Below are 26421 nucleotides of genomic sequence, written 5' to 3'. Positions count from 1 at the left end.
AGCAGGTGAAATAATGAAAGTATTGGCAGTAACAGGATACAAGCCATTTGAACTCGGGATTTTTAAACAAGATGACAAAGCGTTGTATTACATAAAAAAAGCCATTAAGAACCGGCTGATTGCTTTTTTAGATGAAGGACTGGAATGGATTTTAATTTCGGGCCAGCTCGGAGCCGAACTCTGGGCGGCTGAAGCTGCCTATGATCTGCAGGAGGAATACCCTGATTTAAAGGTAGCTGTGATTACCCCTTTTTACGATCAGGAAAAGAACTGGAAAGAACCTAATAAAGAGCTTTATGAAGCTGTTCTGGCACAGGCTGACTATGAAGAAAGCCTGACTCACAGGCCATATGAAAGCCCGCTTCAGTTTAAACAAAAAAATCAGTTCTTCATTGAGAAATCAGATGCGCTTATGCTTTTATATGATTCGGAAATGGAAGGCTCTCCAAAGTATATGCTTGAGACAGCGGAAAAGCGACGCGAACAGGACGGCTACCCCATTTACTTTATTACAATGGATGACTTGAGAGTGACAGTAGAGGAAGACAGCTACTCATAACAAAGAAAGAGAAATTTGACAACCGTACAGATTTCTGAAAAAATATAGTTGATGATTCACGATACGAGGTGAAAAAGATGCTTGCTGATAAAGTAAAGCTTTCTGCGAAAGAAATTTTGGAAAAAGAATTTAAAACAGGCGTTAGAGGCTACAAGCAAGAAGACGTTGACAAATTTTTAGATATGATTATTAAGGATTATGAAACCTTCCATCAAGAAATTGAAGAACTGCAGCAGGAAAATCTGCAGCTGAAAAAACAGCTTGAAGAAGCCAGCAAAAAACAGCCGGTGCAATCTAACACAACGAACTTTGATATTTTAAAACGGCTGTCTAACTTAGAAAAACACGTTTTTGGCAGCAAGCTTTATGATTGATCGTGCTTGAAAAAAATGGCACTTGTAAATTGCAATCAGTTGTTATATAATAATTCATGTTCTTAACGTTCGGGTAATCGCTGCAGATCTTGAATCTGTAGAGGAAAGTCCATGCTCGCACGGTGCTGAGATGCCCGTAGTGTTCGTGCCTAGCGAAGTCATAAGCTAGGGCAGCCTTGATAGGCTGACGGCAGGAAAAAAGCCTACGTCCTTTGGATATGGCTGAGTATCCTTGAAAGTGCCACAGTGACGAAGTCTCACTAGAAATGGTGAGAGTGGAACGCGGTAAACCCCTCGAGCGAGAAACCCAAATTTTGGTAGGGGAACCTTCTTAACGGAATTCAACGGAGAGAAGGACAGAATACTTTCTGTAGATAGATGATTGCCGCCTGAGTACGAGGTGATGAGCCGCTTGCAGTACGACGGAAACAAAACATGGCTTACAGAACGTTAGACCACTTACATTTAAAATGATGAAAACAAGCTCTCCCGTATAAGGAGAGCTTTTATCTTGAAAAGAGAAAAGTTTTAAAAGACAGGGTGATACGATGAAGAAGTATACACTAATTGCAACGGCGCCGATGGGCATTGAAGCTGTTGTCGCAAAGGAAGTACGAGACTTAGGATACGAATGCAAGGTTGATAACGGAAAAATTATTTTTGAAGGTGATGCGCTTGCCATTTGCCGTGCAAACCTTTGGCTTAGAACAGCCGACCGCATAAAGGTTCAGGTTGCTTCTTTTAAAGCGAAAACATTTGATGAACTGTTTGAAAAAACGAAAGCGATTAACTGGCGCTCATTTATACCTGAAAACGGGAAATTCCCTGTCATTGGGAAATCAGTGAAATCGACACTTGCAAGCGTTCCTGACTGTCAGCGGATCGTCAAAAAAGCAATTGTCGAAAAGCTCAAGCTTCAGTCCGGCAAAGCCAATGACTGGATTGAAGAAACAGGTGCCGAGTATAAGGTTGAAATTTCTTTATTGAAAGATCAGGCGGTTATAACGCTCGATTCCTCAGGGACAGGCCTCCACAAACGAGGATACCGTGTCGATCAGGGCGGCGCGCCGATTAAAGAAACACTTGCTGCCGCTTTAGTTCAACTAACAAATTGGACCCCGGACCGTCCGTTTGTTGATCCTTTCTGCGGTTCTGGAACGATCGCGATTGAAGCCGCGTTAATCGGCCAAAACATCGCCCCGGGTTTTAACCGTGATTTTGTCTCGGAGGATTGGGAATGGATCGGTAAAGAGCAGTGGGACAAAGCGCGCCTTGAAGTTGAAGAAAAAGCGAACTATGACCAGCCGCTTACGATTTTCGGAAGCGACATAGACCACCGCATGGTTCAAATCGCAAAAGAGAATGCAGAAGAAGCAGGCTTGGGAGATTTAATCGAATTTAAGCAGATGCAGGTCAAAGACTTCACGACAAATCTGGAGTTTGGGGTAATTGTCGGAAACCCGCCATACGGAGAGCGTCTCGGCGAGAAAAAAGCTGTTGAGCAGATGTACAAAGAAATGGGACAGGCATTCGAACCGCTTGATAGCTGGTCTGTGTATATGCTGACATCAAATGAGGATTTTGAGGAAGCATACGGCAGAAAAGCGACGAAGAAACGAAAGCTCTTTAACGGATTTATTAAAACGGATTATTATCAATACTGGTCAAAAGTAAGACCGCAGCGCACGAAAACAGAAAACGAATAAAAAGAAGACGCTTTGCATGCGTCTTCTTTCGTCTTTCAGCTATATTCTATCGTTACCAACGGTGCGCTTTCGCGTTGCTTCTCAATATAATGTTGGTTTGGGACATTTCAGTGTGACCGTTTACTTGAGACTTAGAACGTTTAGGCCGCGTCCAATTGTGATGAAACAGCTCAGAATGCTGATCTAATCGATTTCTATAACTCATGTCAACATCACTCCCTGATAGAATATTGTTGATAAGACGGATAATCCGGATACCGGAATATCAATTGTAGTTTGCGCATGTTTCGGTGATAACATGCGGGAAGCATGTATATAAAATGAAAAGTTCGCATACAATGATGATTATTTCCATCAGAGGTGATCTCATGCTGAACAGTGAACATTTTAATCTTATTCAAAGGGCGCTTGACGCAACAGCAAACGAGCTGAACGAGCTCGGAGTTGATTTGTCTCCGTCCGTGATTTCCCATGCGCAAATCGATTTAGAAAAAGCGGTGGAACATATTTATTCAACAGACCATCCTTTTTTATCTTCGCATGTGATCAATCGAAAGTAAGCTGTAAAAAAACTTGGCAATGCCAGGTTTTTTTATTGTATTCATCAGTGGGAAATGATATTATTGATGGTCTGAATGTCGAATAGTTGGGGGTTGGAACTAGGTGACAACATCACGTTTGCCTTTTTCTTTAACGAAAACAAAGAATTTTTATGAAGAATTGAACAATTGGATTGGTGACGTGTTTTACGATATCCTTCCCGAAAAAGGGTTTGATCTTCGGGATGAGCAAGTATTTATGGCTTTTCAGCTGGAGCGAGCGTTTAAAGAGAAAAAAGTCATGTTTGCCGAAGCTGGAGTGGGAACGGGGAAAACACTGGTTTATCTTCTTTTTGCGATCAGCTATGCAAGATATGTCGGCAAACCCGCCATTATCGCTTGTGCTGATGAAACATTAATCGAACAGCTAGTGAAAAAAGAGGGCGATATTTCGAAGTTGGCTGAGCATTTGGATCTGAAAATTGATACAAGACTGTCAAAATCACATGAGCAATATTTATGCTTAAAGAAACTGGAAAAAACAATGCAACGCTCTGATGATGATAGATGGCTGGATCTTTATGAGTCGTTACCGTCATTTGTTCATGAATCACAGGCGATGCAGCGCTTTTATCCGTATGGCGACCGTAAGCAGTATGCCAATCTGTCAAATGAAGAATGGTCTGAAGTAAGCTATGATTCGTTTCAGGATTGTCTGACTTGTGATATGAGGCACAGATGCGGTTTGACGCTTTCCAGAGATCACTACCGCAAGTCAACAGACTTGATCGTTTGTTCCCATGATTTTTATATGGAGCATGTGTGGACGGAAGAATCCCGTAAACGAGAGGGACAGCTGCCACTCTTGCCTGATCATAGCGCGGTTGTATTTGACGAAGGGCATTTGTTAGAGTTTGCCGCACAAAAAGCGTTAACCTACAGAGTGAAGCAGTCTACTCTTGAATTGTTTTTAGAGCGCTTGCTTCAAAATGACATCAGAGAAGAGTTTGCCGAACTGATTGAAGATGCCCTTGCTGCAAACGACGAATTTTTCTATGTTCTTTCTGAAGAAGCTAAAGAAGTAGCCGGTTCACACCGTTTAGAAATAAAAAATGACCAGCGTGTCAAAAAGGCGGCGGACGAGCTTTGCCGTTTGCTCGATAAAATCGGTGAGGCTCTCGTGTTTGAGTCTGAGATGTACACAATTGATCAATACGAATTGTCAGTTGTGGAAGAATATGTAGAACAAATGGCGTATTCATTATCCCTATATCAAAAGGATGCGATCAGCTGGCTGGAGAAAAAAGAAGAAGAATCAACTTTTGTTGTCATGCCGAGAACGGTAGCAGAAGTGCTGGGTGAAAAAGTGTTTTCCAAGAAAATTCCTCATATCTTTTCTTCTGCTACGCTGTCAGAAGGCGGATCGTTTGATTATATTGCCGACAGCCTCGGGATTCATGATTATTTGTCGTTAACTGTTGATTCTCCATATGATTATGACGAGCAAATGACCGTTAATCTATATGCGAAAACAGATATGACTTCCGAACAAAAAACGGCTGAAACGATTGAAACGATCAAGCGTTATAAAGGCAGAACGCTGATGCTTTTCCCTTCTTTTGAGGAATTAAACGAGTTTAAGCAGCTGTCAGCGGCTTGGGAGCTGCCGTATCCGATTTACTTTGAAGGCGATGAGGAAATCAGCGGCTTAGTGGAGAAATTCCAAGAGAAAGAGGAAACCGTACTATGTTCGGTTCACTTATGGGAAGGACTTGATATTCCCGGTGACGCATTAAAAAATGTGACCATTTGGTCATTGCCATTCCCGCCTCATGATCCTGTATTTACAGCGAAACGCAACGGGGCAAAAAAAGATCCGTTTGAAGAAGTTGATCTGCCATATATGTTATTACGCGTGCGGCAGGGCATCGGGCGTCTGATCCGTTCGAATCAAGACAGCGGCTCGATCCACATTTACGCCGGCGGAGAAAATGAACGCATCATTGATGAAGTCAAAAAGGTCTTGCCTGTTGAACCGAAAATGATGTAATAGAAAAAAGCTGACGATCGTATTCGTCAGCTTTTTTATTTTGTCAGCGGGCCAGCCAACCGCCGTCAGTGGCTAAAATATGCCCATTTACATAATCTGAAGCGCGGGATGCCAGAAAGACTGCTGTCCCGCCGATATCATCCGCTTTGCCCCAGCGGCCGGCGGGGATTCTCTTTAAAATGTCCTCATTTCGTTTTTCATCATCGCGTATAGGCTGTGTATTGGCGGTAGAAATATAACCAGGGGCGATGGCGTTGACCTGAACACCGGACGCTGCCCACTCATTAGCAAATGATTTAGTCAAACCGGCAACCGCGTGTTTGCTCGCTGTATATGCGGGAACGAGAATACCGCCTTGAAAAGACAGAAGGGAGGCGATGTTAATAACCTTTCCATAACCTCTGTTCAGCATGTGTCTGCCTGCCAGCTGTGTCAGAATAAACAAGCTGTTTAGATTGACATTCAGTACGTGATGCCAGTTCTCTTCTGCGAAATGTTCTGCTTTTTCCCGGTGAATAATGCCGGCATTATTGATAAGGATGTCGATTTGGCGGCTATCAAACAGTTCAGCTGCAGAATCCTTTATTGCTTCCGGCTTGCTCATGTCCAATGTAAAAGATGTAAAGGTACGGCCTTCCTGTTCCACAAGCTGTTGTGTTTCAGTCAGGCTGCTTTTATGTGATGTGCCGATAATATCGGCGCCAGCCCCCGCCAGCGCTTTGGCAATTCCTTGACCGATTCCTGTTCCCGGGCCTGTCACCAGCGCTGTTTTTCCTTCTAATGAAAAGGTATCATGTAGATAACTCATCTTATTTCAGCCCATCCATCGGGACGGCATCCATGTCCGTAAATGTGTAATTTTCTCCAGCCATCGCCCACACAAAGCTGTAGTTCGAAGTTCCTGCGCCAGAGTGAATAGACCAGGCAGGAGAAAGGACAGCCTGGTCATTTCCGACAACAAGATGGCGCGTTTCATTCGGCTGGCCCATGAAGTGAAACACCTTTGAATCTTTCTCAAGATCAAGGTAAAGGTAAGCCTCCATCCGGCGGTCATGGACGTGAGCCGGCATGGTATTCCAGTTGTTGTTTTGATCTAGCATCGTAATTCCCATCATTAGCTGACAACTTTTAATGCCTTCTTGATGAATGACTTTGTACAGGCTTCTGACATTAGAGGCTGCCTCATCGCCAAGGCGGTCCGGTGTCAGTTCGGAAAGAGCGGCTTTTTGTGTCGGATAGCTTTGATGAGCACAAGCGGAGACGAAGTAAAACTTAGCTTTGCCTCCGTTCAGGTTTGTAAACGTTACATCCTGATTGCCCATTCCGATATAAAGAAAATCCTTTGTTTGAAGCGCATATTCATCATCACCAACCCTGACAGCGCCAGGCTGGCCAACATTAATAATCCCGATTTCACGCCGTTCCAAAAAGAAGTCTGTTTTAAGGAAATCTCCGGCATCAAGCTTCAGTTCACTTTGTCCCGGAGCCGCGCCGCCGATGACAACTCGGTCTTCATGTGAGTAATACATTGAAAGTTTGTTTTCCTTAAATAAAGGTTCCATTAAAAAATGACTGCGCAGCTCCTCAGTTGTAAAGCGCTTTACTTGTTCAGGGTGTACAGAATAACGATTTTCCATTGTGTTTCCCCCTTAGTTAAGATTTCGGCACCACTTGAATGAAAACATTTTGGTAACGGTTTCAAAGAAAATTTTAGGATAAATAGTGAAAAGAGTCAATGTTAAAATTATTAATAGGCACATTTTTGAAAAAACTCTTTTCGAATTTTAAAAATATGGTATTCTTGTGTTGTAACGGTTTTGGGATCGGTTTCAAATATAAGATGATACAGGAGCACTTGAATGAAAAAGAAAACAACAAGCCATACGACGATCAAAGATGTAGCAGAATGTGCAGGAGTTTCGAAATCGACAGTTTCCCGTTATATCAACGGAAAAATTGATGCGATTTCTCCTGAAAAAGTGAAAAGCATTAAAAAGGCAATCGCAGAATTGAATTATCGGCCAAGTAAAATGGCACAAGGTTTAAAAATAAAAAAAAGCAAATTAATCGGATTTGTTGTAGCTGACATTACAAATCCTTTCTCAGTCGCGGCTTTCAGAGGAGTCGAAGAGATTTGTGATCAATATGGCTACAGTATTATGGTGTGCAACACAGATAACAGTCCTGAAAAAGAGCGGGAAATGCTCCTAAAGCTTGAAGCCCATTCGGTTGAAGGGCTGATTTTAAACGCAACCGGAGAAAACAAGGATGTACTGCACACCTTTGCAGAACAGCAAATTCCCACGATATTAATTGACCGGAAACTTCCGGATCTGAAACTGGATACGGTAACAACTGACAATAGAAGGATCACAAAAGAGATACTTCAGAAGATTTACAGCAAAGGATACACTGATGTCGCACTGTTTAGCGAACCGATTTCATCTATCAGCCCTCGTGCAGAAAGAGCAGCTGTGTACCAGGAAATGGCTTCGGCTCAAAATGCGAACGGGCTTGTCAGAATGTATGAAATTGACGTAAAAAACAAGGAGCAGCTTAAGGCGGCGCTTCTTTCTTTTCACAAGGAAATGCCGGAGCAAAAAAAAGCGATTCTGGCCTTGAACGGCCTAATTATGCTGAAAATCATCAGCTGTATGGAAGAGCTCGGCCTGCTCATCCCTCAAGATATAGGGATTGCAGGATTCGATGATACGGAATGGTATAAACTGATCGGTCCGGGCATTACAACGATTGCCCAGCCGTCACATGATATGGGCAGGACGGCGATGGAACGTGTATTAAAAAGGATTGAAGGTGACAAGGGAGCGCCTCAAACCATTGAATTAGAGGCGGAAGTCATCATGAGACAGTCACTTTAATCCTAGATGCCCTCAACTGAAGAGGAGGTTGGGAGAGATGAAGCTTGATGCGGTGACATTTGGGGAATCGATGGCCATGTTTTATGCAAATGAGTACGGAGGCCTTCATGAAGTATCCACTTTTTCTAAAGGGCTGGCCGGAGCAGAAAGCAATGTCGCTTGCGGCCTGGCCAGACTTGGATTTCAGGTGGGATGGATGAGCAAGGTCGGCAATGATCAGCTCGGAACATTTATTTTACAGGAGCTTAAAAAAGAGGGAGTGGATGTGTCCCGCGTAATCCGCTCGCAGGACGGAAATCCCACCGGCCTGCTGCTGAAGTCAAAAGTGAAAGAAGGCGATCCGCAAGTTTCCTATTACAGGAAACACTCAGCTGCAAGCACACTAACGTCTGCTGAATATCCGAGAGATTATTTTCAATGCGCGGGCCATTTGCATGTGACAGGTATTCCCCCAGCCTTATCTGCTGAAATGAAAGACTTTTCCTACCACGTGATGAAGGATTTGAAACATGCTGGGAAAACGGTATCGTTAGATCCCAATTTAAGGCCTTCGCTTTGGCCTGATCAAGCAACGATGGCCCAGACGATCAATGATCTGGCGAGGCTTGCAGATTGGTTTTTCCCGGGGGTCGCAGAGGGGGAGCTGTTGACCGGAGAAAAAACACCTGAAGGTATTGCTGATTATTATCTGAAAAAAGGTGTCAGCTTTGTTGCTATTAAACTCGGGAAAGAAGGCGCTTACTTTAAAACAAGGGAAAGTGAAGGGTTTGTAGAAGGCTTCCGGGTTGAACAGGTGGTTGATACGGTCGGTGCCGGAGACGGATTTGCAGTCGGTGTGATTAGCGGCATCCTTGACGGTTTGTCGTACAAGGATGCGGTTCAAAGAGGAAATGCGATTGGCGCTTTGCAAGTGCAGGCACCGGGGGATATGGACGGCCTGCCGACCAGGGAGAAATTAGCTGCGTTTTTATCTGCTCAAAGAACGGTTTACCAAAAGAAAGGGGATTATTAATATGGAGTCTAAAATCGTTGAAAACCGTCTGAAAGAAGCAAGGCTGATTGCAGTCATTCGTTCACAGGATAAACAGGAAGCCTGCCGGCAGATTGAGAGCTTATTAAATAAAGGGATTCGTGCAGTTGAAGTGACGTATACGACACCTGGGGCATCGGAAATTATCGAATCATTCCGTAATAGAGAAGATATCTTAATCGGCGCGGGCACAGTCATCACTGCGCAGCAAGCGGGAGAAGCTGCCGAGGCTGGTGCGCAATTTATTGTCAGTCCGGGTTTTTCACCTGACCTCGCTGAACATCTTTCGTTTTTGAAGATACATTATATCCCCGGTGTATTGACACCAAGCGAAATTATGGAAGCGCTGACATGCGGTTATACTACATTAAAGCTGTTCCCAAGCGGTGTGTTTGGCATCCCGTTTATGAAAAATTTAGCAGGCCCTTTCCCGCAGGTGACCTTTATTCCAACAGGCGGGATACATCCGTCTGAAGTGCCGGATTGGCTCAAGGCCGGAGCAGGCGCCGTTGGTGTCGGCAGCCAGCTGGACAGCTGTTCAAAAGACGATTTGCAGGCTGTTTTCCAAGTGTAAGGGTATTGTTTTTTCATAACCGGAGATGGGAGAATCCACATATGAAAATCAAAGCGACAATTGAACGGGTACCTGGAGGCATGATGATTATTCCGCTGTTTCTGGGAGCGGCGCTCAATACGTTTGCGCCTGGAACAGCGGAGTTCTTTGGAGGGTTTACGGGTGCTTTGATTACCGGAACGCTGCCGATACTGGGTGTTTTTATCTTTTGTGTAGGGGTGACGATTGATTTTCGTTCTTCAGGCTATATCGCAAGGAAAGGAATCACATTATTATTGGGGAAGATCGGATTTGCGGCGCTTCTCGGCGTGATCGCGGCCCAATTTATTCCTGATAATGGCATACAATCCGGTTTTTTTGCAGGTCTTTCTGTTTTAGCAATTGTTGCGGTGATGAATGAAACGAACGGCGGCCTGTATTTGGCGCTCATGAACCATTTGGGAAGAAAAGAGGATGCGGGGGCTTTCGCGTTTATCAGTACAGAATCAGGGCCTTTTATGACCATGGTGACGTTTGGTGTAACGGGGCTTGCGGCATTCCCGTGGGAAACGCTGGCAGCGACGGTCATCCCGTTTTTACTCGGCTGTATACTTGGAAATCTTGATCATGATCTCAGAGACTTATTCAGCAAGGTTGTGCCGGCAATTATCCCGTTTTTTGCTTTTTCGCTCGGCAATACCTTGAATTTTGGAATGCTGATTCAATCAGGACTGCTTGGGATATTTATCGGTGTTTCGGTCGTCATTTTATCGGGCAGCTCCTTGTTTTTGCTTGATCGTTTTGTCGCGCGGGGAGACGGTGTCGCGGGCGTGGCCGCTTCTTCTACGGCGGGTGCGGCAGTGGCCGTGCCGTACGCATTAGCGGAAGCCAACTCTTCGTTTGCGCCAGTTGCCGAATCAGCAACTGCAATCATAGCGACAAGCGTGATTGTCACCTCGCTGCTAACCCCGCTGGCAACAGTGTGGGTGGATAAAAAAATCAATAAAAAAAAGCGGAAAACACCGCCTCCAAAAAATCAAATGACGATCAACTGAATAAAGAAGGCTGCCGCCAAGAATACCGGCAGCCTCTTATCCAAACAATTTGACTTTCATACACCCTTCCATTAGCCTGTAATGGAACGGCTAGAATAGGGAGGGAATGGATATGGAGATACATACATATGAAAAGGAATTTTTTGATCTTCTAAAAAGAATCTCACACTACAGCGAAGCAGTTGCGTTAATGCACTGGGACTCCAGAACAGGTGCGCCCAAAAACGGTTCAGAAGACCGTGCCGAAAGTATCGGCCAGCTTTCAACAGATATATTTAATATCCAGACATCAGATCGGATGAAGGCGCTTATCGATGCCCTGTATGAACGATTTGATGACTTGTCTGAAGATACGAAAAAGGCAGTGGAGCTGGCGAACAAAGAGTATGAAGAGAATAAAAAAATCCCTGAGGCTGAATACAAGGAATACGTCATTCTGTGTTCAAAGGCAGAAACCGCGTGGGAAGAAGCGAAAGGAAAATCTGATTTCAGCTTATTTTCCCCTTATTTAGAACAGCTGATTGAATTCAATAAACATTTTATTACATATTGGGGTTATCAAGAGCATCCTTATGATGCATTGCTTGATTTGTTTGAGCCGGGTGTCACGGTAAAGGTGCTTGATCAGCTGTTTGCTGAGCTCAAAGAAGCGATCATTCCGCTTGTTAAACAAGTGACAGCTTCCGGAAATAAACCGGATACAAGCTTTATTACAAAAGCGTTCCCTAAAGAAAAGCAAAAAGAGCTCAGCTTGTATTTTTTGCAGGAGCTTGGCTACGATTTTGATGGGGGACGGCTTGATGAAACGGTTCATCCGTTTGCGACCACGATGAACCGCGGAGATGTCCGGGTCACGACGAGATATGATGAAAAAGATTTCCGTACGGCGATCTTTGGCACCATTCATGAGTGCGGTCACGCCATATACGAGCAAAATATTGACGAAGCACTGAGCGGCACGAACTTGTCAGATGGCGCATCAATGGGAATCCATGAATCTCAATCATTATTTTACGAGAATTTTATTGGCCGAAACAAGCATTTTTGGACACCGTACTACAAGAAGATTCAAGAAGCATCACCTGAACAGTTCAAGGACATTTCTCTGGATGATTTTGTCCGGGCAATCAACGAATCAAAGCCTTCATTCATCAGGGTTGAAGCGGATGAATTGACGTATCCTCTTCATATTATCATCCGTTATGAAATTGAAAAAGCGATTTTCAGCAATGAAGTGTCTGTGGAAGAACTGCCATCGCTTTGGAATCAAAAATACCAAGATTATTTAGGGATTACACCGCAGACGGACGCAGAGGGGATTTTACAGGATGTCCATTGGGCAGGAGGAGATTTTGGCTACTTCCCATCCTATGCGCTCGGCTACATGTATGCGGCCCAGCTGAAACAAAAAATGCTTGAGGATCTTCCTGAATTTGACACCCTTTTGGAAAGAGGGGAATTCCATCCGATTAAACAATGGCTGACGGAAAAGGTGCACATTCACGGAAAACGGAAAAAGCCGTTAGAGATTATTAAAGATGCAACTGGGGAAGAATTGAATGTACGCTATTTGATTGACTATTTGTCAAACAAATATTCAAATCTCTATCTGTCGTAATTAAAAGCCTGGCGGCGTGGCCGTCAGGCTTTTTACGATCAAAAAACTTAAAAGACGAATGATTAAATAGAAAATAAAAATAAAGTTCGGGAATTTCGCTTTTTTGTCTATGCAAGAGATTAGAATCTTGATATAATTTATGACAATATCATAGGAACACTCATATAATCGCGTGGATATGGCACGCAAGTTTCTACCGGGCACCATAAATGTCCGACTATGAGTGAGCAATGAGACCGCATGTGTACGGTTTTTTGTTATATCAGCATTGCTTGCTCTTTTTTTGAGCGGGCAATGCTTTTTTTATTCTCATAACGGAGGTAAGACAGGATGGAAGCACTGAAACGGAAAATAGAGGAAGAAGGCGTCGTATTATCTGATCAAGTATTGAAAGTGGATTCTTTTTTGAATCACCAAATTGACCCGCTGCTTATGCAGAAAATCGGTGACGAATTTGCAGCGAGATTTGCAAAAGACGGTATTACTAAAATTGTGACAATCGAGTCATCCGGAATCGCTCCCGCTGTGATGACGGGCTTGCAGCTGGGTGTGCCGGTTGTCTTCGCCAGAAAGCATCAATCTTTAACACTCACTGATCACTTGCTGACAGCGTCTGTTTATTCCTTTACGAAGCAAACAGAAAGCCAAATCGCAGTGTCAGGAACCCACCTGTCGGATCAGGATCATGTGCTGATTATCGATGATTTTCTGGCAAATGGACAAGCGGCGCACGGGCTCGTGTCGATTGTGAAGCAGGCGGGAGCTTCTATTGGGGGGCTTGGCATTGTCATTGAAAAATCATTTCAACCAGGGAGAGTAGAACTAGTGAACCTTGGCTACAGAGTGGAATCTTTGGCAAGAATTCAATCTTTAGAAGAAGGAAAAGTGTCCTTCGTACAGGAGGTTCATTCATGAAAAACGGATTCGGCAAAACGCTGTCTTTAGGAATACAGCATGTGCTCGCCATGTATGCCGGTGCCATTGTTGTTCCGCTGATTGTCGGAAAAGCAATGGGGCTGACTGTTGAACAGTTGACCTACTTAGTATCGATTGATATTTTTATGTGCGGTGTGGCTACACTTTTGCAAGTGTGGAGGAACCGATTTTTCGGAATCGGGCTTCCGGTTGTGCTTGGCTGTACATTTACGGCTGTATCGCCGATGATTGCAATTGGATCTGAATACGGGGTTTCCGCGGTTTACGGAAGTATTATCGCTTCAGGTATTCTTGTCATTCTGATTTCATTTTTCTTCGGAAAGCTGGTATCGTTTTTTCCGCCGGTCGTGACAGGCTCAGTTGTTACGATTATCGGTATTACCCTTATGCCGGTAGCCATGAATAACATGGCCGGAGGAGAAGGAAGTGCAGATTTCGGAGATCTTTCCAATCTTGCACTCGCCTTTATCGTTTTGGGTGTCATTGTGCTTTTATACCGTTTTACGAAAGGCTTTATCAAATCCATCTCGATTTTGATCGGTATTTTGATCGGGACTTTCATCGCTTATTTTATGGGAAAAGTTCAATTTGATAACGTATCGGACGCGGCAGTTGTTCAAATGATTCAGCCGTTTTACTTCGGAGCGCCGTCTTTTCACACAGCGCCTATCATTACGATGACCATCGTGGCGATTGTCAGCCTTGTAGAATCAACTGGTGTTTACTTTGCCTTAGGTGACTTGACGAACCGCAGTCTGACAGAGAAAGATTTGTCTAAAGGCTATCGCGCTGAAGGACTGGCTGTGCTGCTGGGCGGTATTTTTAACGCTTTTCCTTACACGGCGTTCTCTCAAAATGTCGGACTTGTGCAGCTTACAGGAATCAAGAAAAATGCCGTAATTGTTGTCACGGGTGTGATCTTAATGGCATTCGGGCTGTTTCCGAAGATCGCTGCTTTCACGACCATCATTCCATCTGCTGTTCTGGGCGGGGCAATGGTAGCGATGTTTGGAATGGTGATCGCTTACGGAATCAAAATGCTCAGCCGCATTGATTTTGCAAAACAAGAAAATCTGCTGATTGTTGCCTGCTCAGTGGGTCTGGGTCTTGGTGTGACCGTTGTGCCGGATATTTTTAAACAGCTTCCGAGTGCCTTAACGCTTCTTACAACAAACGGCATTGTCGCCGGCAGCTTTACTGCAGTAATCTTGAATATTATATATAACGTATTTTCTAAAGCCAAAAAAACAGAACAAAAAGCTGATATCACTGAACAAAAAACAGCAGTCTAAACTCCGCCGCGGCGGAGTTTTTTGCATATAAAAAAGATCGTTGCGGCACAATGTATGCAAAGAGGTGATCACATGGCGTTTATTTTATCCGTCGGAACAAGTCTTCCTGCGTACGATGTAAACCAAGAGAAAGCGGCTGAGTTCGCCCGCTACATGTTTCAGCATTCCTTTAAAGATATTGACCGGCTGTTAACCTCCTTTAAAAACGGGCAAATTCAATCGAGACAATTTGTCAAGACGATTGAATGGTATAAAGAAGGCCACAGCTTCGAAGAAAAAAATCAAATATACATAGAAGAAACACTTAAGCACAGCAGAGAAGCGGTGAGAGAGTGCCTCTCCCATCCTGCATTTATTCAAGGCGCCATTCCTTATGAGAAGGTGGATGCTGTTTTTTTCGTCTCCAGCACGGGTCTTTCCACACCGAGCATCGAGGCGCGGCTCATGAATGAACTTCCGTTTTCTCCATATACGAAGCGAATTCCGCTCTGGGGTCTCGGCTGTGCAGGAGGAGCCAGCGGACTAGCGCGCGCAGCCGAATACTGCAAAGCGTATCCTGAGGCTTTTGTGCTTGTCATTGCTGCTGAGCTGTGCAGCCTGACATTCCAGCCGGAAGATAAAACGAAAAGCAATCTGATCGGCACCTCACTTTTTGGGGACGGCATTGCGTCAGCATTATTATGCGGAGAGAAGGCGGACCGCACGATGTCGAAACTAAAACTGGTGCCGAGGATAACGGATTCCCAATCCGTTTTGATGAAACAATCAGAAGATGTCATGGGCTGGGACTTTACTGATCGAGGTTTCAAAGTCATTTTCTCAAGAGATATTCCGACTTTGGTGGAAAAGTGGCTCAAAACAAATGTGCAAATTTTTTTGGACAAACATCAGCTTTTATTCAGTGATATCAGTGTTTTTTTAGCACATCCTGGCGGAAAAAAGGTGATTGATGCATACATCGAAAGTCTTGAACTGTCAGCAGAAAAGCTTTTATCTGCGCAAAGCGTATTGCAAAAGCACGGAAATATGTCTTCAGCCACAATATTGTATGTGATTAAAGAGCATCTGTTGAACGGGCATAAAAACGAAGCAGAACGGGGACTGATTGGCGCATTAGGGCCGGGATTTTCATCAGAGCTGCTGTTATTCAGCTGGGAAAAGGGGGCTTGACTCATGTTTTGGTTGTTGATCGCTATTCTCATTACTCAAAGAGCAGCTGAAATGGCTGTAGCCAGACAAAATGAACAAAAGGTAAAGAAACAAGGGGCGATCGAATTCGGTGAGAGCCACTATCCGTATATCATCATCATGCATATCCTTTTTTTCCTGTCTTTAACTGCAGAAGTGCTGCTGATGAACAAACAGCCGTCAAGCTGGTGGATCGGTATCGCTGCGGCTATTTTAAGCGTGCAGGCAGTACGGTATTGGGCCCTTTGTTCCTTAGGAGCATATTGGAATACGAAAATCCTTGTCGTTCCAGGTGCTGAGCTTGTAAAAAAAGGCCCTTACAAATGGATGAAGCATCCCAACTATACCGTTGTTATACTAGAAATTTTATTGATTCCGCTGCTGTATCAAGCGTACGTCACCATGTGTCTGTTTTCCATTGTTAATGCCGTGTTGTTAACCGTCAGAATTCGTGCAGAAGACAAAGCATTAGAGGAATTCAGTATAAAATAGAGATTGAAAATCATTCTCACCCGTGTTAGAATGAATTTGAAAAAGATTCTCAATCAGGATGGTGAAGCAAATGACAATGCTGTTTTTGCTTGGGGCGGTTTGTACATATAGTGTATTAATTGGTTTTGTATTAAAAGGAATCTCTAATAGATCTGTTTAATGAATCTGGAACTTGTCAAAGTTGCAGATTTTCTTTTATAGAAGCTGCCGTAATGGCGGCTTTTTTCTATTCTCTTAAAGAAATTCGGCTCATTTTTGTGTAAAATGAAAGGGAATGTATTCAGATCTTTCGAAAGATTCACAAGTGAAATGGCACAAAGGGGTTCAGAATTATGACAGAATATAACAGAGAAGAGCTTTTGCACAAAACTGGGGAACTTTATAAGCGATTTATCGAGAATCAAGATGAACAAAGAGCTGCTAAACTGGCTGCGGTCATGAACAAAGCGGCTGATGAAGAGGTTTATATCGCGTTTACCGGGCACTATTCGGCAGGTAAATCCTCACTGCTGAACTGCTTGTTAATGGAGAATATATTGCCCACAAGCCCGATTCCGACAAGCGCTAACCTTGTTGTGATCAGAAACGGGGAAAAGCGTGTGCGGCTTCATACAACAGACGGAGCATGTGCTGAGCTGGAGGGGGCTTATCGGAAAGACAAGGTGCAGCAATATTGCAAAGATGGGGAGCAGATTGAAAGCGTTGAAATTTTTGATCGATATACTGACATCGATGCCGGGGTTGCGTATATTGATACCCCTGGGATTGACTCAACAGATGATGCGCATTTTCTGTCGGCGGCGTCTATTCTCCATCAGGCGGATGCGCTGTTTTACGTCGTTCACTATAATCACGTGCACGCTGAGGAAAATGTAAAGTTTCTCAGGTCGATAAGAGAAAGCATTCCCAATGTGTATTTTATCGTAAATCAAATTGACCGCCATGATGAGGCGGAAACGCGTTTTGAAGATTATAAAGCGCAGGTAGAGGAGATGCTTTGCAATGAAGGCATTTCAAAGGACGCGCTCTATTTTACGTCAGTGACAGAACCAAACCATCCGTTCAATCAGATTGGGGCTCTGAGAGAAGAATTAAAAAGAATAGAACAGCAATCAAAAAGCAACCTCCAGCCTTTAACAGAACAAAAAGTCCGCAATCTGCTGAACGAACATACGGAGATGCTTTTAAAAGACGAAACAGATGGTCCCAGCTTTACTGAACAGCTTAACACACAAGCTGAACTGGTCCAATCGCTGCGTGATCAATTGGATGAGACGGCAAAGCAAGCGCCCGAGGCAGAAAACAGGATGCTGGAAGAAGTCAACCGCATTTTAAAGAACGCCAACCTGACGCCTTTTGAAATGCGTGAACTCGCAGCTGCATTTTTAGAATCACGAGAGCCTTCCTTTAAAACCGGTTTTTTCTTTTCGAAAGCAAAAACTGCACAGGAAAGAGATAGAAGAAGAAATGTTTTTTTCTCTGATGTGTCAAAACGAACAGAGGCCGAAGCGGATTGGCACATAATAGACACGTTCCATCAACTCGCCAAGGCATTTCATGTTCATACAGCTGAAAGTGAAAAGCTGATACAGGCCTATTGCACGCCGCTGGAAGCTGACATCATAGAACGCGCGGTTAAGCATGGTGCAGCTTTTTCTTCTGAATATGTATTGCAATATACAAAAGATTTGGCAGAGCTCATCCGCAAAGAAGCGAAAAGAGAAGCGGCAGACAACATAAAGGCGCTTACTGCGATGGTGAAAGAGAGTGTTTCTAAAGACTTGGAAACGATCAATGACCGGCTCATTCATGAATCAGAAAAACTTGCCATTCTTCAAGAACAGGCCCGTTTAGAGAATAATGCCCGCGAGAAAGCCAATCGCATGCGGGCCATTTGGGAAGAGGAATCCGCATGTCCAATGCACATAAACACCGACTGGTTTAAAACGAAGAAAAAAACAGTGGCGGCTCCGGAACAGAAACGAAACCAAAGTCAACAGACACGGCAGCGAAATGTAAAACCAGAAATAATGGAGCAAGAACTGCCGCTTCATGACCAGATCAAACGCTTTCACATATTGTCTGACCTTTTAGGCGAAATTAGCATGCTGTCAAAGCAAAACTCAGCCTTTCGGGAAAGGATTAAAAGGCTTGAGGAACAGAAATTTACACTTGCGCTTTTTGGAGGATTCAGCTCTGGGAAATCATCATTTGCAAATGCGCTTGTCGGCGAAAGGGTGCTTCCGTCCTCACCAACGCCAACCACAGCCACAATTAACAAAATCACAAAACCAACCAATGGCAACATCAATAAAACAGCGGATGTGGTCTTTAAGACGGAGGCTGACATAACGTCAGACATTTTGCAGCTTACCGGAATACAAAAAGAGCCAACAGGCAGTTCTTTTACAGAGAAGTGGGAAAAGGCAGCCAAAAAAAGCCGTCTGCAGGAAGAACACATCAAATTGATCAATCACTTCTTGCTTGCCTACGAACAGTATCAGCCATATATACAGGAACAAAAGAAGTTAACGGTTCCGCTGTCTGAATTAAAGCCGTATGTGGCAGAGGAGACAACGGCCTGCGCTGTGAAAGAGGTAACGGTTTATTATACGTGCCCGCTCACTGAAAAAGGGATTACAATCGTTGATACGCCCGGCGCAAGCAGCATGAATAAACGGCATACAGAGCTGGCGTTCCAATATATTAAAGATGCCGATGCATTTTTTTATATGACCTATTATCAACACTCCTTCTCGAAAGGAGACCGTTCATTTTTGCGAAAACTTGGACTGGTAAAAGAATCGCTCAGTATGGATAAAATGTTTTTCATTATTAATGCAGCAGACCTTGCGAAAGATAAAACAGAGCTTGAAACAGTGACCGATTATGTCAGCGCAGAGCTTGTAAAAGAAGGGATTCATGATCCGCAGCTCTTTACCGTATCAAGCAAGGAGGAACTGCTCGGAAAACCGGAATCATTTTATAACCAGTTCCCAAACGTCAGAAAACATTTAGACTGGTTTATCGAAGTTGATGTGAAAAAAACGTCAGCTGCACAGCTCAGTTCGGAAGCAGACAAATTATGCGAAACTGTTTTCCAGCTTCACCAGTCCCAGCATCAATCCAAGGAAAAAAAGGAAGCGCAGAAACAGCGCCTTATGCTGTCATTTGAGCGGACTGCAGCTGAGATCGAGAAACGGAGGAACTCGGAAACCATCATTGAGAAAGTAAAAAAAGACACCAAAGAGCAGCTTTATCACATTACACAGCGATTATCCTTTTTTGCCAATGATCTATTAAAATCGGCATTTCATCCCGGGCTTCAGAATGGAGATTGGAAAAAGACCGTCGCTAAGGCGATGAAAACCGCCTTACATGAATATCAGTTTGAATATGTTCAGGAAATTAAAACGCTTGATGTTCGCATGAGCGGTTTCATCGAGCGGCATATTGCCGAAGAATGGCTGGAAAGCTTTCAAAAAACATTAAATAAAGACGGTTATTTTTCCATTTATGCGGGTGATCAGCATTCCAACAGTATACAGCTGATGGAGGTTGAACCGGATTTAGATGAACGCGCCTTCGAGCAGGAACAAAAAGAAGTCAAATCACCGAAGCAGTTTTTTGAACAGAAAGGAAAAGCGGCCTTCATCGAAGCTGTACGGATGAAACTCACGAAAATCACAGAGGCTTGGGTGAGAAATGAAGAAGAAAGCCTTATCACTCATTACACAGATCATCTCAGTCGCTTACAGGAAGAAATGGCTGTAAAAGCAATGGAACAAATAAAGGATCAAAAAGATACGTATGTAGAAGGATATGCGGAAGGGGAACATGCGAAAGAGATTGAAAAGGCATACCAAGCGTGCATCTCTTGGCAAAGATCAGACCATACAATAAAAATGTAAAATTTAGTTGGATTGTATTTCAAGTCATGATAGACTAAATAGAAAAAAGCGAGATGAAGGATTCATGTCAGAGGTACATAAAGCAATTTCAGCACATTCATCAAAACAGCACGAGCATATCAAAACATTTATGCGTCTTGAAAACATGCGTGAAATGGCCATTGAAGAAGCGGTTTCAAAATGCAAAAACGATGAGCCTTTTACTACAGACGCGATTAATGAAGTTACCGAGCAAATGAATCAGCTTGCCAAACAGGGCATCGTGCCGACAAGACGCCTTGTATCTAAAGAAATGGTCGGAGAATACGTAAGCCGTATGTAAGCTGGATGATCCTGTCGCGAGTGAATACCCTGCAAAAGCATATACTATATGTATCCGACGTAAGGGGGGATTCATGTTGGGCAGAACAAAGCTGGGAAACAGAAACGCACAGGCGAATAACAATGCCAAAAAGAAAAATGGATTTCAAACCCATTTTGACTCTTACGCAGGACGCGAAGCTGAAAAGCTGATCGCCAGCAACAAAAGACACAACGACTGATGATACACAAAACAGTATCTCTAATCGAAGAGATGCTGTTTTTTATTTGCACTGCTTTATGGTAATATAGAAGGAATGAAAGAAAAGGGAGTTATCTTATGAATCATAATAAACTATTGCTTGTTGACGGTATGGCTCTGTTATTTCGGGCGTTTTTTGCCACGGCCGTGCACCGCAACTTTATGATAAATGACAGCGGGGTGCCAACGAACGGTGTCAACGGATTTTTAAAGCACTTGATTACAGCGGTGGAAACATTCCAGCCGACACACGTCGTCTGCTGTTGGGACATGGGAAGCAAAACGTACCGAAATGACTTGTTCCAAGATTATAAGGCGAACCGCAACGCACCGCCTGTGGAGCTGATCCCGCAGTTTGATTTGGCAAAGGAAGCGGCCGCTGAGCTTGGTATCATGAATATCGGCTTTGCCGGGTATGAAGCAGATGATTGTATCGGAACACTTGCCGCTTTGTATGCGAATGAAGCTGACATTACGATCGTAACAGGAGACAGAGATTTACTTCAGCTGTTAACGGATGAAGTGAGTGTGGCCCTGCTCCAAAAAGGAATCGGAAATTATAAAGTTTATACAAAAGAGACTTTTTATGAAGAAACAGGCGTTCTTCCGAAAGCTTTGATTGATATTAAAGCGCTTATGGGTGATTCGAGTGATAACTATCCTGGCGTTAAAGGGATTGGAGAAAAAACAGCCTATAAACTGATTCGTGAATACGAAACGATTGACCGTTTATTAGAAAATCTTTCTCTTCTTCCCAAGGGGCAGCAGGGGAAAATTCAGCAAGGTTTGAGCGATTTAGAGATGTCCAGGAAGCTTGCGGAAATTCATTGCTCGGTGCCGCTGGCCTGCACGCTGAAAGACGCTCTATTTACACTGCAAATGGAGCAGGCGGCTGGCATGCTTCGCCGCCACCAAATCAAAGGAATTGAACGTATGCTTGAAAAGCTGAACGCTAGAGAGATCGTGTAGATCTTCTCTAGCGTTTTGTATTGCTTTTTTTGGCTCTTTCCTCAAGCTCTGTTTTAGGGTCAGTATGTGTATTGCCTTCCAGGTCGCCTTGAGGAGTTACACCGCCGGTCAGCCGGCCTTTATCTTTCTTTTTCATGTTTGTTCACCTCCACATTAGGATGAACAAATGATCGAGTTTTAATTCTTATCATTCAGCCGAATCGCTTCTTTTGCCAGCTGATCGGCTTTTTGGTTTTGCTTTCCCGGTATCCATTTGATGAAAAAAAGAGGGAAGGCCGCTTTTAATTGGATGATTTCTTCCACATACGGGTGAAACGTTTTATTTTTAACCTTTTCAAGCTCAGCGGCTCGTTCCACAATATCTGAATCGGTGCGAAAGGAAACAGATTGATACCCGCGCTTTACACAAAGCTTCATCCCTTCAATTAAAGCAAGAAATTCCGCTTCCTGATTTGTATGCATTCCGATTGGAATAGAGAAAAACTCTGCTTGTCCTTCATGTTTGATAAAAATGCCGATGCCGGATGGTCCGGGATTACCGGCGCTTGCACCGTCTACATAAATTTCTGTAGGCATTATGAACTCCTCTCATCATTCGGTACCATTCTTTTTGCTGCATAAGCATAAGGCAGTGAAATCAAAGATACCGCAAACTTAATCAAATATGTGGAAATGAAAATATGAAGCCAAATTCCTGCCGGATAAACGCCGAAAAAAGCGACACCAGTAAATATCAATGTATCAAACAGCTGGCTGACTGCTGTACTGCCGCCATTTCTGAGCCATAAAAGCCGATCAGAAGGAAATATCCTTCTGATTGACGAATATACATAAACATCCAGCGTTTGGCTGAAGATAAAGGCAAGCAGACTTCCTAACGCGACTCGCGGAAGGAATCCGAAAATCGTTTCCAGCGCTATTTGCGATATGTCGCTGGAAGCCGGTTCGAAAAGGAGCACGCCTTGCATGACAAATGTCAGCGTCAGGAGCGTTGAGAATCCGAGCCATACCGCTTTTCTGGCTTCCGCCGGACCGTATTTCTCATTCAGCACATCTGTCGCAAAAAAGATTGTGCCGTACATCACATTCCCGAGCGTTGCTGTTAAGCCAAACAGTTCGACTGTTTTGACGACTTGAAGGTTGGCACAAACTGTCGCAAAACCAATCCAAACAAACAGTCCCATTTTGCCAAATCCTTTATAAAATAAAAGAACAATGATAAAATGAATGATCGCAAAAATGATCCAAAATGAATTGTTAAACAAAATGAAAAAGCTTCCTTTCCGGGATAAGATTGGTTTGATTATAGCACATGCCCGGCAACTAATGAATGGTAAGGTGATCATAATGAAGCTCAGACCGCATATGAAGATAGAAGCAAAAGGGACGGGATCCGTCTCATTTTTAGGCGAAGACTGGCTGACTGCTCAACAGGCACGTATGCTCGCCAGAGAACTAGGCCGTTTTCCATATATGAAAGAGCTCGAGTTCGAAGACGAGAAAGGCGGCAGCTGGACGCTGAAGGAATTGGAAAAGCTGACAGAGGAGCTTGCTCAAGAGCCTGATGACATTACTGTTTATTTTGACGGCAGTTTCGATAAGGAAAGCGAACTGGCAGGACTCGGAATCGTCATTTATTATTCATTGGGAGGAAGCCGGCATCGCTTGAGAAAAAATAAAAGCTTCCGGCTGAAAACCAATAATGAAGCTGAATACGCGGCGCTTTATGAAGCAATAAGAGAAGTAAGAGAGATTGGGGCTAGCAGAAATTCAATTACAATCAAAGGGGACTCGCTTGTTGTGCTGAATCAGCTTGACGGCAGCTGGCCTTGCTATGATCCGTCTCATAATGAATGGCTGGACAAAATAGAAGCACTCCTTGAATCGCTGAAGCTCACTCCAACTTACGAAACCATACAGCGGAAAGACAACCAGGAAGCTGACGGACTCGCTAAAAAAATTCTATCCCATCAATTCGTAGAAAGCCATACGAAATTAGACCGTAACGGAGATGACGATATTGGATAAGAAAATGATCTTTAAAGAACTGACAGAACTGCAAGATGAATATTGCAAGGACTGTTTTATTAAGAAACAGTTTCGTAAAGATTTTGGCAAAACTTATGCACATTCATTTTGTATTAATAAATGTACAGTAGGTGAAAAGCTGAAAGCATACGGCGATGTCTTAACCAATCACTAAAGAATAAAAACCGCAGAAGCTGCGGTTTTTATTCTTTGAATTCATCCAGCTGATGCTGGCTATCATCCAGCAGCTGCTGTTGCTGCTCTACAAATTCAGGATCATCGAGAGCTGCCAGTTCTTCAGATTGTGATAGTTCTCTTGCATCCTCAATGGCTTGGTATGCGGAATCGACTAATGTTTTACTTTGGCCTCTCGTCGCAGCTCCTGTCGTTTTCTGAGCTGTTTCCACCGCTAGTTCCAGCTGCCGCTTATCCGTAAAGCCAGTCTGCTCCTCTTCATGAAATTCTGATGTCATAAAAAACACCTCCGCAATTATTTTGCAGAGGTTTTTTGAAATTTATGTACCAAAATAGAAAATAAAATGAAAAATAAGCCGATATAACCATTGAACCAGAATAAATAGGACTGTTTTACTATTTGAGGTATCTTGGCAGAGAAGGGGAACGAAGCTATGGATGATAAAGACTTGAGGTCGATCCTTCACAAAACATTTATAGAAATATACAGTGATTTAGAAGAACTCGCGGATATCGCGAAAAAAGGGAAGCCGTCAATGGAAAAACATGTCGAAGAGATTGAACAGAGGTGCAAACAAAATATTTTGGCCATTGAAATTCAGATGAAAATCAAATAGGAGAGGCATTTGCCTCTCCTCTATTTGTCATCATGTATTGAGTTTAGAGTTTTACAACATTAGAAGCTTGAGGTCCACGATTACCTTCGACAATTTCAAAAGAAACTTCTTGTCCTTCTTCTAATGATTTGTATCCGTCTCCTTCGATAGCTGTGAAGTGAACAAATACATCGTCTCCGCCTTCAACTTCAATGAAGCCGAATCCTTTTTCGTTGTTGAACCATTTTACTTTACCGTTTTGCATATTGCTTAATTCCTCCTAGTACTGTAGCACCCGTGTGCTAAAAAAAATTTTGTCACCATTTAACTTTGATTCATTGTTAAATGATGGTTCAACTATACACCATCTGGGAGCACCCCGTCAAGTTCCGAAACTGCTTATTTTTAAAAAGAAGGGAAAGTTTCACAAAAAAATGTAACCGCTCTTATAAATAGGTGAATAAAATAAAAAGAGCACGCGATTTTCGCGTGCTCTCTATGAACATCATTACGATAGCGCTTTGGCTCTTTGTTTAGCTGTCATCATCATTTCTGATTCCTTCAGGATATCCTCTAAAATCACTTCAGAGGAGTTTGTTAAATGAAGGTCCTTAATGTTTTTCTTCATGCGCTGTAAGGTATCTTCATCTGCGAGAAGGGAAGTGACTGACTCGAGAATCTCTTCGTGACGGTTCACGACGATGGCAGCTCCGCGATCTTCAAAGTAGTTCGCATTTTCTTTTTCCTGGCCGGGCACGGGTTTGTACAGAATGACAGGCACACCGATGGCAGTTGCTTCTGTCAAAGTAATGCCGCCAGGTTTTGTAATCATGCAATCTGTGATCCGGAACAGCTCATCAATGCGTTCCACATAGCCAAGAACTTTTAATTTGTCACCGTTTTCTGCTTCAAGCGTACTTAAAGATTCTTTTAAAGCCGTATTTTTCCCGCACACGACAACCACTTGCACATGGTCATCTTTGACAAGGTTTTCGCACAGCTCTTTTACGTTTTTTAATACACCGTGTGCGCCTGCCATGATCAGAAGCACTTTTTTGTTTGGTGAAAGATTGTACTTTTGATATAACGGCTCCGCCGGCAGGGATTCTTCAAATTGCGGTCTGATTGGAATTCCAGTGATTTTTACGTTGCTTGGATGAGTGCCGATCTCCAGCAGTTTTTCCTTCACATAATCTGTCGCCACATAATATTTATCCACGTTTTCATGAACCCAAATTTTATGAAGGCAAAAATCAGTCATCACGTTGAAGGTAGGAATGACTCTTCCTGTTCGGCGTCTGTATTCCGGTACGACGATCATCGGAAATGTATTAATAATAATATCGGGCTGATGTTCATCGACAAGTTCGCCCAATCGTTTATTCCCCATTTTAAAGTAAATATTAAATTTACGTTTATTATAGATTTTGTCAACTCCGTAATAAAACAAACGATAAAACTGTTTCCCGATTGAGAAGCTTTTTAAATAAAGGTACTGAGTTACCTCTGAAACAATCGGATTTGACTCTTGGTACAAATTAGAAACGGTTACATGCTGAAAGCCGAGCCGAACACATTGCTCATAAAGCGTTTTGGCTACCTGCACATGCCCATTTCCGTAATTTGCAGTCAAAATTAATACTCTTTTATTGGTATTCAAGTAAATTCACCTCAATGTAATCAACAACAAGCAAGCTTCATGCATCGTAAGGAGTTATTGTCTATACATAAACATAACACAAATACATAATCGAATTATTAATGCAGTGAAAAAATTAAGCTAATTTTAAAAGATTTGGATTCCAGTATTTTTAATTTTTGTTATACGCAGACTGAATCAGATGTATTTTATCATATTTTTTGCTCAGCGTATCACTAAAATAGAAAAA

The 26421-nt window shown here is 43.2% G+C and carries 31 protein-coding genes, 1 other RNA gene, 1 pseudogene and 1 riboswitch; of the genes and pseudogenes, 23 read left to right on the top strand and 10 right to left on the bottom strand.

Annotated elements, in window-relative coordinates; all coding sequences use genetic code 11:
* Window positions 1–13 precede the first annotated feature (13 nt).
* The 4 genes from ABZM97_RS11375 to ABZM97_RS11360 all read left to right on the top strand — a co-directional run bounded on the left by ABZM97_RS11375 (window position 14) and on the right by ABZM97_RS11360 (window position 2639).
* Window positions 14–559, top strand: a complete 546-nt coding sequence (locus ABZM97_RS11375; protein ID WP_087990801.1) for a DUF1273 domain-containing protein — start codon at window positions 14–16, stop codon at window positions 557–559.
* A gap of 77 nt (window positions 560–636) precedes the next feature.
* A complete protein-coding gene (gene gpsB / locus ABZM97_RS11370) occupies window positions 637–933 on the top strand; it encodes a cell division regulator GpsB (protein WP_003225629.1) in 297 nt (98 codons plus the stop codon).
* Window positions 934–998: 65 nt separating this feature from the next.
* Window positions 999–1381, top strand: an RNA gene (rnpB, locus tag ABZM97_RS11365) — RNase P RNA component class B.
* 100 nt (window positions 1382–1481) lie between these two features.
* Window positions 1482–2639, top strand: coding sequence for a class I SAM-dependent RNA methyltransferase (locus ABZM97_RS11360; RefSeq protein ID WP_087990496.1), 1158 nt, complete (start codon window positions 1482–1484; stop codon window positions 2637–2639).
* A 52-nt stretch (window positions 2640–2691) separates the two neighbouring features.
* On the opposite strand, the gene ABZM97_RS11355 is transcribed toward ABZM97_RS11360, so the two are convergent.
* Window positions 2692–2844 carry a YpzG family protein gene (locus ABZM97_RS11355; RefSeq protein WP_010327933.1) on the bottom strand — a complete coding sequence of 51 codons (153 nt, stop codon included), beginning with the start codon at window positions 2842–2844 and terminating at the stop codon, window positions 2692–2694.
* A gap of 163 nt (window positions 2845–3007) precedes the next feature.
* Here ABZM97_RS11355 and ABZM97_RS11350 point away from each other — a divergent pair, with 163 nt between their 5' ends.
* Together ABZM97_RS11350 and ABZM97_RS11345 are read left to right on the top strand one after the other, a co-directional pair.
* Window positions 3008–3199, top strand: a complete 192-nt coding sequence (locus tag ABZM97_RS11350) for a hypothetical protein (RefSeq protein WP_087990800.1) — start codon at window positions 3008–3010, stop codon at window positions 3197–3199.
* 103 nt (window positions 3200–3302) lie between these two features.
* A complete protein-coding gene (locus tag ABZM97_RS11345) occupies window positions 3303–5228 on the top strand; it encodes an ATP-dependent DNA helicase (protein WP_087990495.1) in 1926 nt (641 codons plus the stop codon).
* Between the two features lie 43 nt (window positions 5229–5271).
* On the opposite strand, the gene kduD is transcribed toward ABZM97_RS11345, so the two are convergent.
* Both kduD and kduI read right to left on the bottom strand, forming a co-directional pair.
* Window positions 5272–6036: a 2-dehydro-3-deoxy-D-gluconate 5-dehydrogenase KduD gene (gene kduD, locus ABZM97_RS11340; RefSeq protein WP_367386849.1), complete on the bottom strand. Its 765-nt coding sequence runs from the start codon at window positions 6034–6036 to the stop codon at window positions 5272–5274.
* A 1-nt stretch (window position 6037) separates the two neighbouring features.
* Window positions 6038–6865 carry a 5-dehydro-4-deoxy-D-glucuronate isomerase gene (gene kduI / locus ABZM97_RS11335; RefSeq protein ID WP_087990493.1) on the bottom strand — a complete coding sequence of 276 codons (828 nt, stop codon included), beginning with the start codon at window positions 6863–6865 and terminating at the stop codon, window positions 6038–6040.
* Window positions 6866–7087: 222 nt separating this feature from the next.
* Between kduI and kdgR the strand changes: the two genes are divergently transcribed.
* The 14 genes from kdgR (at window position 7088) to exnP (ending at window position 21713) form a co-directional block, all read left to right on the top strand.
* On the top strand, window positions 7088–8107 hold the full coding sequence (kdgR, locus tag ABZM97_RS11330) for a pectin utilization transcriptional regulator KdgR (protein ID WP_087990492.1): 1020 nt from the start codon (window positions 7088–7090) through the stop codon (window positions 8105–8107).
* Between the two features lie 37 nt (window positions 8108–8144).
* Entirely contained in the window at window positions 8145–9119 is a 975-nt protein-coding gene (gene kdgK, locus ABZM97_RS11325; protein WP_087990491.1) for a 2-dehydro-3-deoxygluconokinase, read from the top strand.
* A gap of 1 nt (window position 9120) precedes the next feature.
* A complete protein-coding gene (gene eda, locus ABZM97_RS11320) occupies window positions 9121–9711 on the top strand; it encodes a bifunctional 4-hydroxy-2-oxoglutarate aldolase/2-dehydro-3-deoxy-phosphogluconate aldolase (protein WP_289347571.1) in 591 nt (196 codons plus the stop codon).
* 41 nt (window positions 9712–9752) lie between these two features.
* Complete coding sequence (gene kdgT / locus ABZM97_RS11315) at window positions 9753–10745, top strand: 2-keto-3-deoxygluconate transporter (RefSeq protein ID WP_087990489.1); 993 nt, start codon at window positions 9753–9755, stop codon at window positions 10743–10745.
* A gap of 112 nt (window positions 10746–10857) precedes the next feature.
* Window positions 10858–12363: a carboxypeptidase gene (gene ypwA, locus ABZM97_RS11310; RefSeq protein ID WP_087990488.1), complete on the top strand. Its 1506-nt coding sequence runs from the start codon at window positions 10858–10860 to the stop codon at window positions 12361–12363.
* A 140-nt stretch (window positions 12364–12503) separates the two neighbouring features.
* A riboswitch (purine riboswitch) is annotated at window positions 12504–12603 on the top strand.
* A 90-nt stretch (window positions 12604–12693) separates the two neighbouring features.
* Window positions 12694–13278, top strand: a complete 585-nt coding sequence (gene xpt, locus ABZM97_RS11305; protein WP_087990487.1) for a xanthine phosphoribosyltransferase — start codon at window positions 12694–12696, stop codon at window positions 13276–13278.
* The gene (gene pbuX / locus ABZM97_RS11300) at window positions 13275–14591 is read left to right on the top strand and encodes a xanthine permease PbuX (protein WP_087990486.1); all 1317 of its coding nucleotides are present in this window, start codon (window positions 13275–13277) and stop codon (window positions 14589–14591) included. The genes xpt and pbuX overlap by 4 nt, the downstream gene beginning before the upstream one ends.
* A 72-nt stretch (window positions 14592–14663) precedes the next feature.
* Window positions 14664–15761, top strand: a complete 1098-nt coding sequence (locus tag ABZM97_RS11295; RefSeq protein WP_242519852.1) for a type III polyketide synthase — start codon at window positions 14664–14666, stop codon at window positions 15759–15761.
* A gap of 3 nt (window positions 15762–15764) precedes the next feature.
* Window positions 15765–16271 (top strand): isoprenylcysteine carboxyl methyltransferase family protein, encoded by a 507-nt coding sequence (locus tag ABZM97_RS11290; protein ID WP_087990485.1) that lies wholly within the window; start codon window positions 15765–15767, stop codon window positions 16269–16271.
* A 70-nt stretch (window positions 16272–16341) separates the two neighbouring features.
* Window positions 16342–16431, top strand: a complete 90-nt coding sequence (gene fbpC / locus ABZM97_RS11285; RefSeq protein WP_141113371.1) for a Fur-regulated basic protein FbpC — start codon at window positions 16342–16344, stop codon at window positions 16429–16431.
* A gap of 172 nt (window positions 16432–16603) precedes the next feature.
* Complete coding sequence (locus tag ABZM97_RS11280) at window positions 16604–20182, top strand: dynamin family protein (protein ID WP_367386848.1); 3579 nt, start codon at window positions 16604–16606, stop codon at window positions 20180–20182.
* A gap of 64 nt (window positions 20183–20246) precedes the next feature.
* Window positions 20247–20504: a YpbS family protein gene (locus ABZM97_RS11275; RefSeq protein WP_087990483.1), complete on the top strand. Its 258-nt coding sequence runs from the start codon at window positions 20247–20249 to the stop codon at window positions 20502–20504.
* Between the two features lie 73 nt (window positions 20505–20577).
* Window positions 20578–20724: a hypothetical protein gene (locus ABZM97_RS11270; protein WP_003230761.1), complete on the top strand. Its 147-nt coding sequence runs from the start codon at window positions 20578–20580 to the stop codon at window positions 20722–20724.
* A 98-nt stretch (window positions 20725–20822) separates the two neighbouring features.
* Entirely contained in the window at window positions 20823–21713 is an 891-nt protein-coding gene (gene exnP / locus ABZM97_RS11265; RefSeq protein ID WP_202327453.1) for a 5'-3' exonuclease ExnP, read from the top strand.
* Window positions 21714–21720: 7 nt separating this feature from the next.
* Here exnP and sspL read toward each other — a convergent pair whose 3' ends face one another.
* The 3 genes from sspL to ABZM97_RS11250 are packed head-to-tail and all read right to left on the bottom strand — an operon-like array spanning window position 21721 to window position 22978.
* Complete coding sequence (gene sspL / locus ABZM97_RS11260) at window positions 21721–21849, bottom strand: small, acid-soluble spore protein L (protein ID WP_010327950.1); 129 nt, start codon at window positions 21847–21849, stop codon at window positions 21721–21723.
* A gap of 41 nt (window positions 21850–21890) precedes the next feature.
* On the bottom strand, window positions 21891–22289 hold the full coding sequence (locus tag ABZM97_RS11255) for a reverse transcriptase-like protein (RefSeq protein ID WP_333516525.1): 399 nt from the start codon (window positions 22287–22289) through the stop codon (window positions 21891–21893).
* Window positions 22289–22978: a queuosine precursor transporter gene (locus ABZM97_RS11250; protein ID WP_333516524.1), complete on the bottom strand. Its 690-nt coding sequence runs from the start codon at window positions 22976–22978 to the stop codon at window positions 22289–22291. Before ABZM97_RS11250 ends, ABZM97_RS11255 begins: the two co-directional genes overlap by 1 nt.
* Window positions 22979–23060: 82 nt before the next feature.
* On the opposite strand from ABZM97_RS11250, the gene ABZM97_RS11245 reads away from it, so the two are divergent.
* Window positions 23061–23741 carry a ribonuclease H family protein gene (locus ABZM97_RS11245; RefSeq protein ID WP_333516523.1) on the top strand — a complete coding sequence of 227 codons (681 nt, stop codon included), beginning with the start codon at window positions 23061–23063 and terminating at the stop codon, window positions 23739–23741.
* Entirely contained in the window at window positions 23734–23916 is a 183-nt protein-coding gene (locus ABZM97_RS11240; RefSeq protein ID WP_087990478.1) for a zinc-finger domain-containing protein, read from the top strand. Before ABZM97_RS11245 ends, ABZM97_RS11240 begins: the two co-directional genes overlap by 8 nt.
* 28 nt (window positions 23917–23944) lie before the next feature.
* On the opposite strand, the gene ABZM97_RS11235 is transcribed toward ABZM97_RS11240, so the two are convergent.
* Window positions 23945–24214 (bottom strand): DUF2564 family protein, encoded by a 270-nt coding sequence (locus tag ABZM97_RS11235; RefSeq protein ID WP_087990477.1) that lies wholly within the window; start codon window positions 24212–24214, stop codon window positions 23945–23947.
* 156 nt (window positions 24215–24370) lie between these two features.
* Between ABZM97_RS11235 and degR the strand changes: the two genes are divergently transcribed.
* Entirely contained in the window at window positions 24371–24553 is a 183-nt protein-coding gene (gene degR, locus ABZM97_RS11230) for a transcriptional regulator DegR (RefSeq protein WP_010327956.1), read from the top strand.
* Between the two features lie 43 nt (window positions 24554–24596).
* On the opposite strand, the gene cspD is transcribed toward degR, so the two are convergent.
* The 3 genes and pseudogenes from cspD to ABZM97_RS11215 form a co-directional block, all read right to left on the bottom strand.
* Entirely contained in the window at window positions 24597–24797 is a 201-nt protein-coding gene (gene cspD / locus ABZM97_RS11225) for a cold-shock protein CspD (protein ID WP_003230776.1), read from the bottom strand.
* A 15-nt stretch (window positions 24798–24812) separates the two neighbouring features.
* Window positions 24813–24960, bottom strand: a pseudogene (locus ABZM97_RS11220) (hypothetical protein).
* 80 nt (window positions 24961–25040) lie between these two features.
* A complete protein-coding gene (locus ABZM97_RS11215; RefSeq protein ID WP_087990476.1) occupies window positions 25041–26192 on the bottom strand; it encodes a diglucosyl diacylglycerol synthase in 1152 nt (383 codons plus the stop codon).
* Window positions 26193–26421: the final 229 nt, after the last annotated feature.

The organism is Bacillus vallismortis (assembly GCF_040784915.1).
Taxonomy (GTDB): domain Bacteria; phylum Bacillota; class Bacilli; order Bacillales; family Bacillaceae; genus Bacillus; species Bacillus subtilis_G.
The sequence above is the reverse complement of the archived record's forward strand: the minus strand, read 5'-3'. Positions and strand labels throughout refer to the sequence as shown.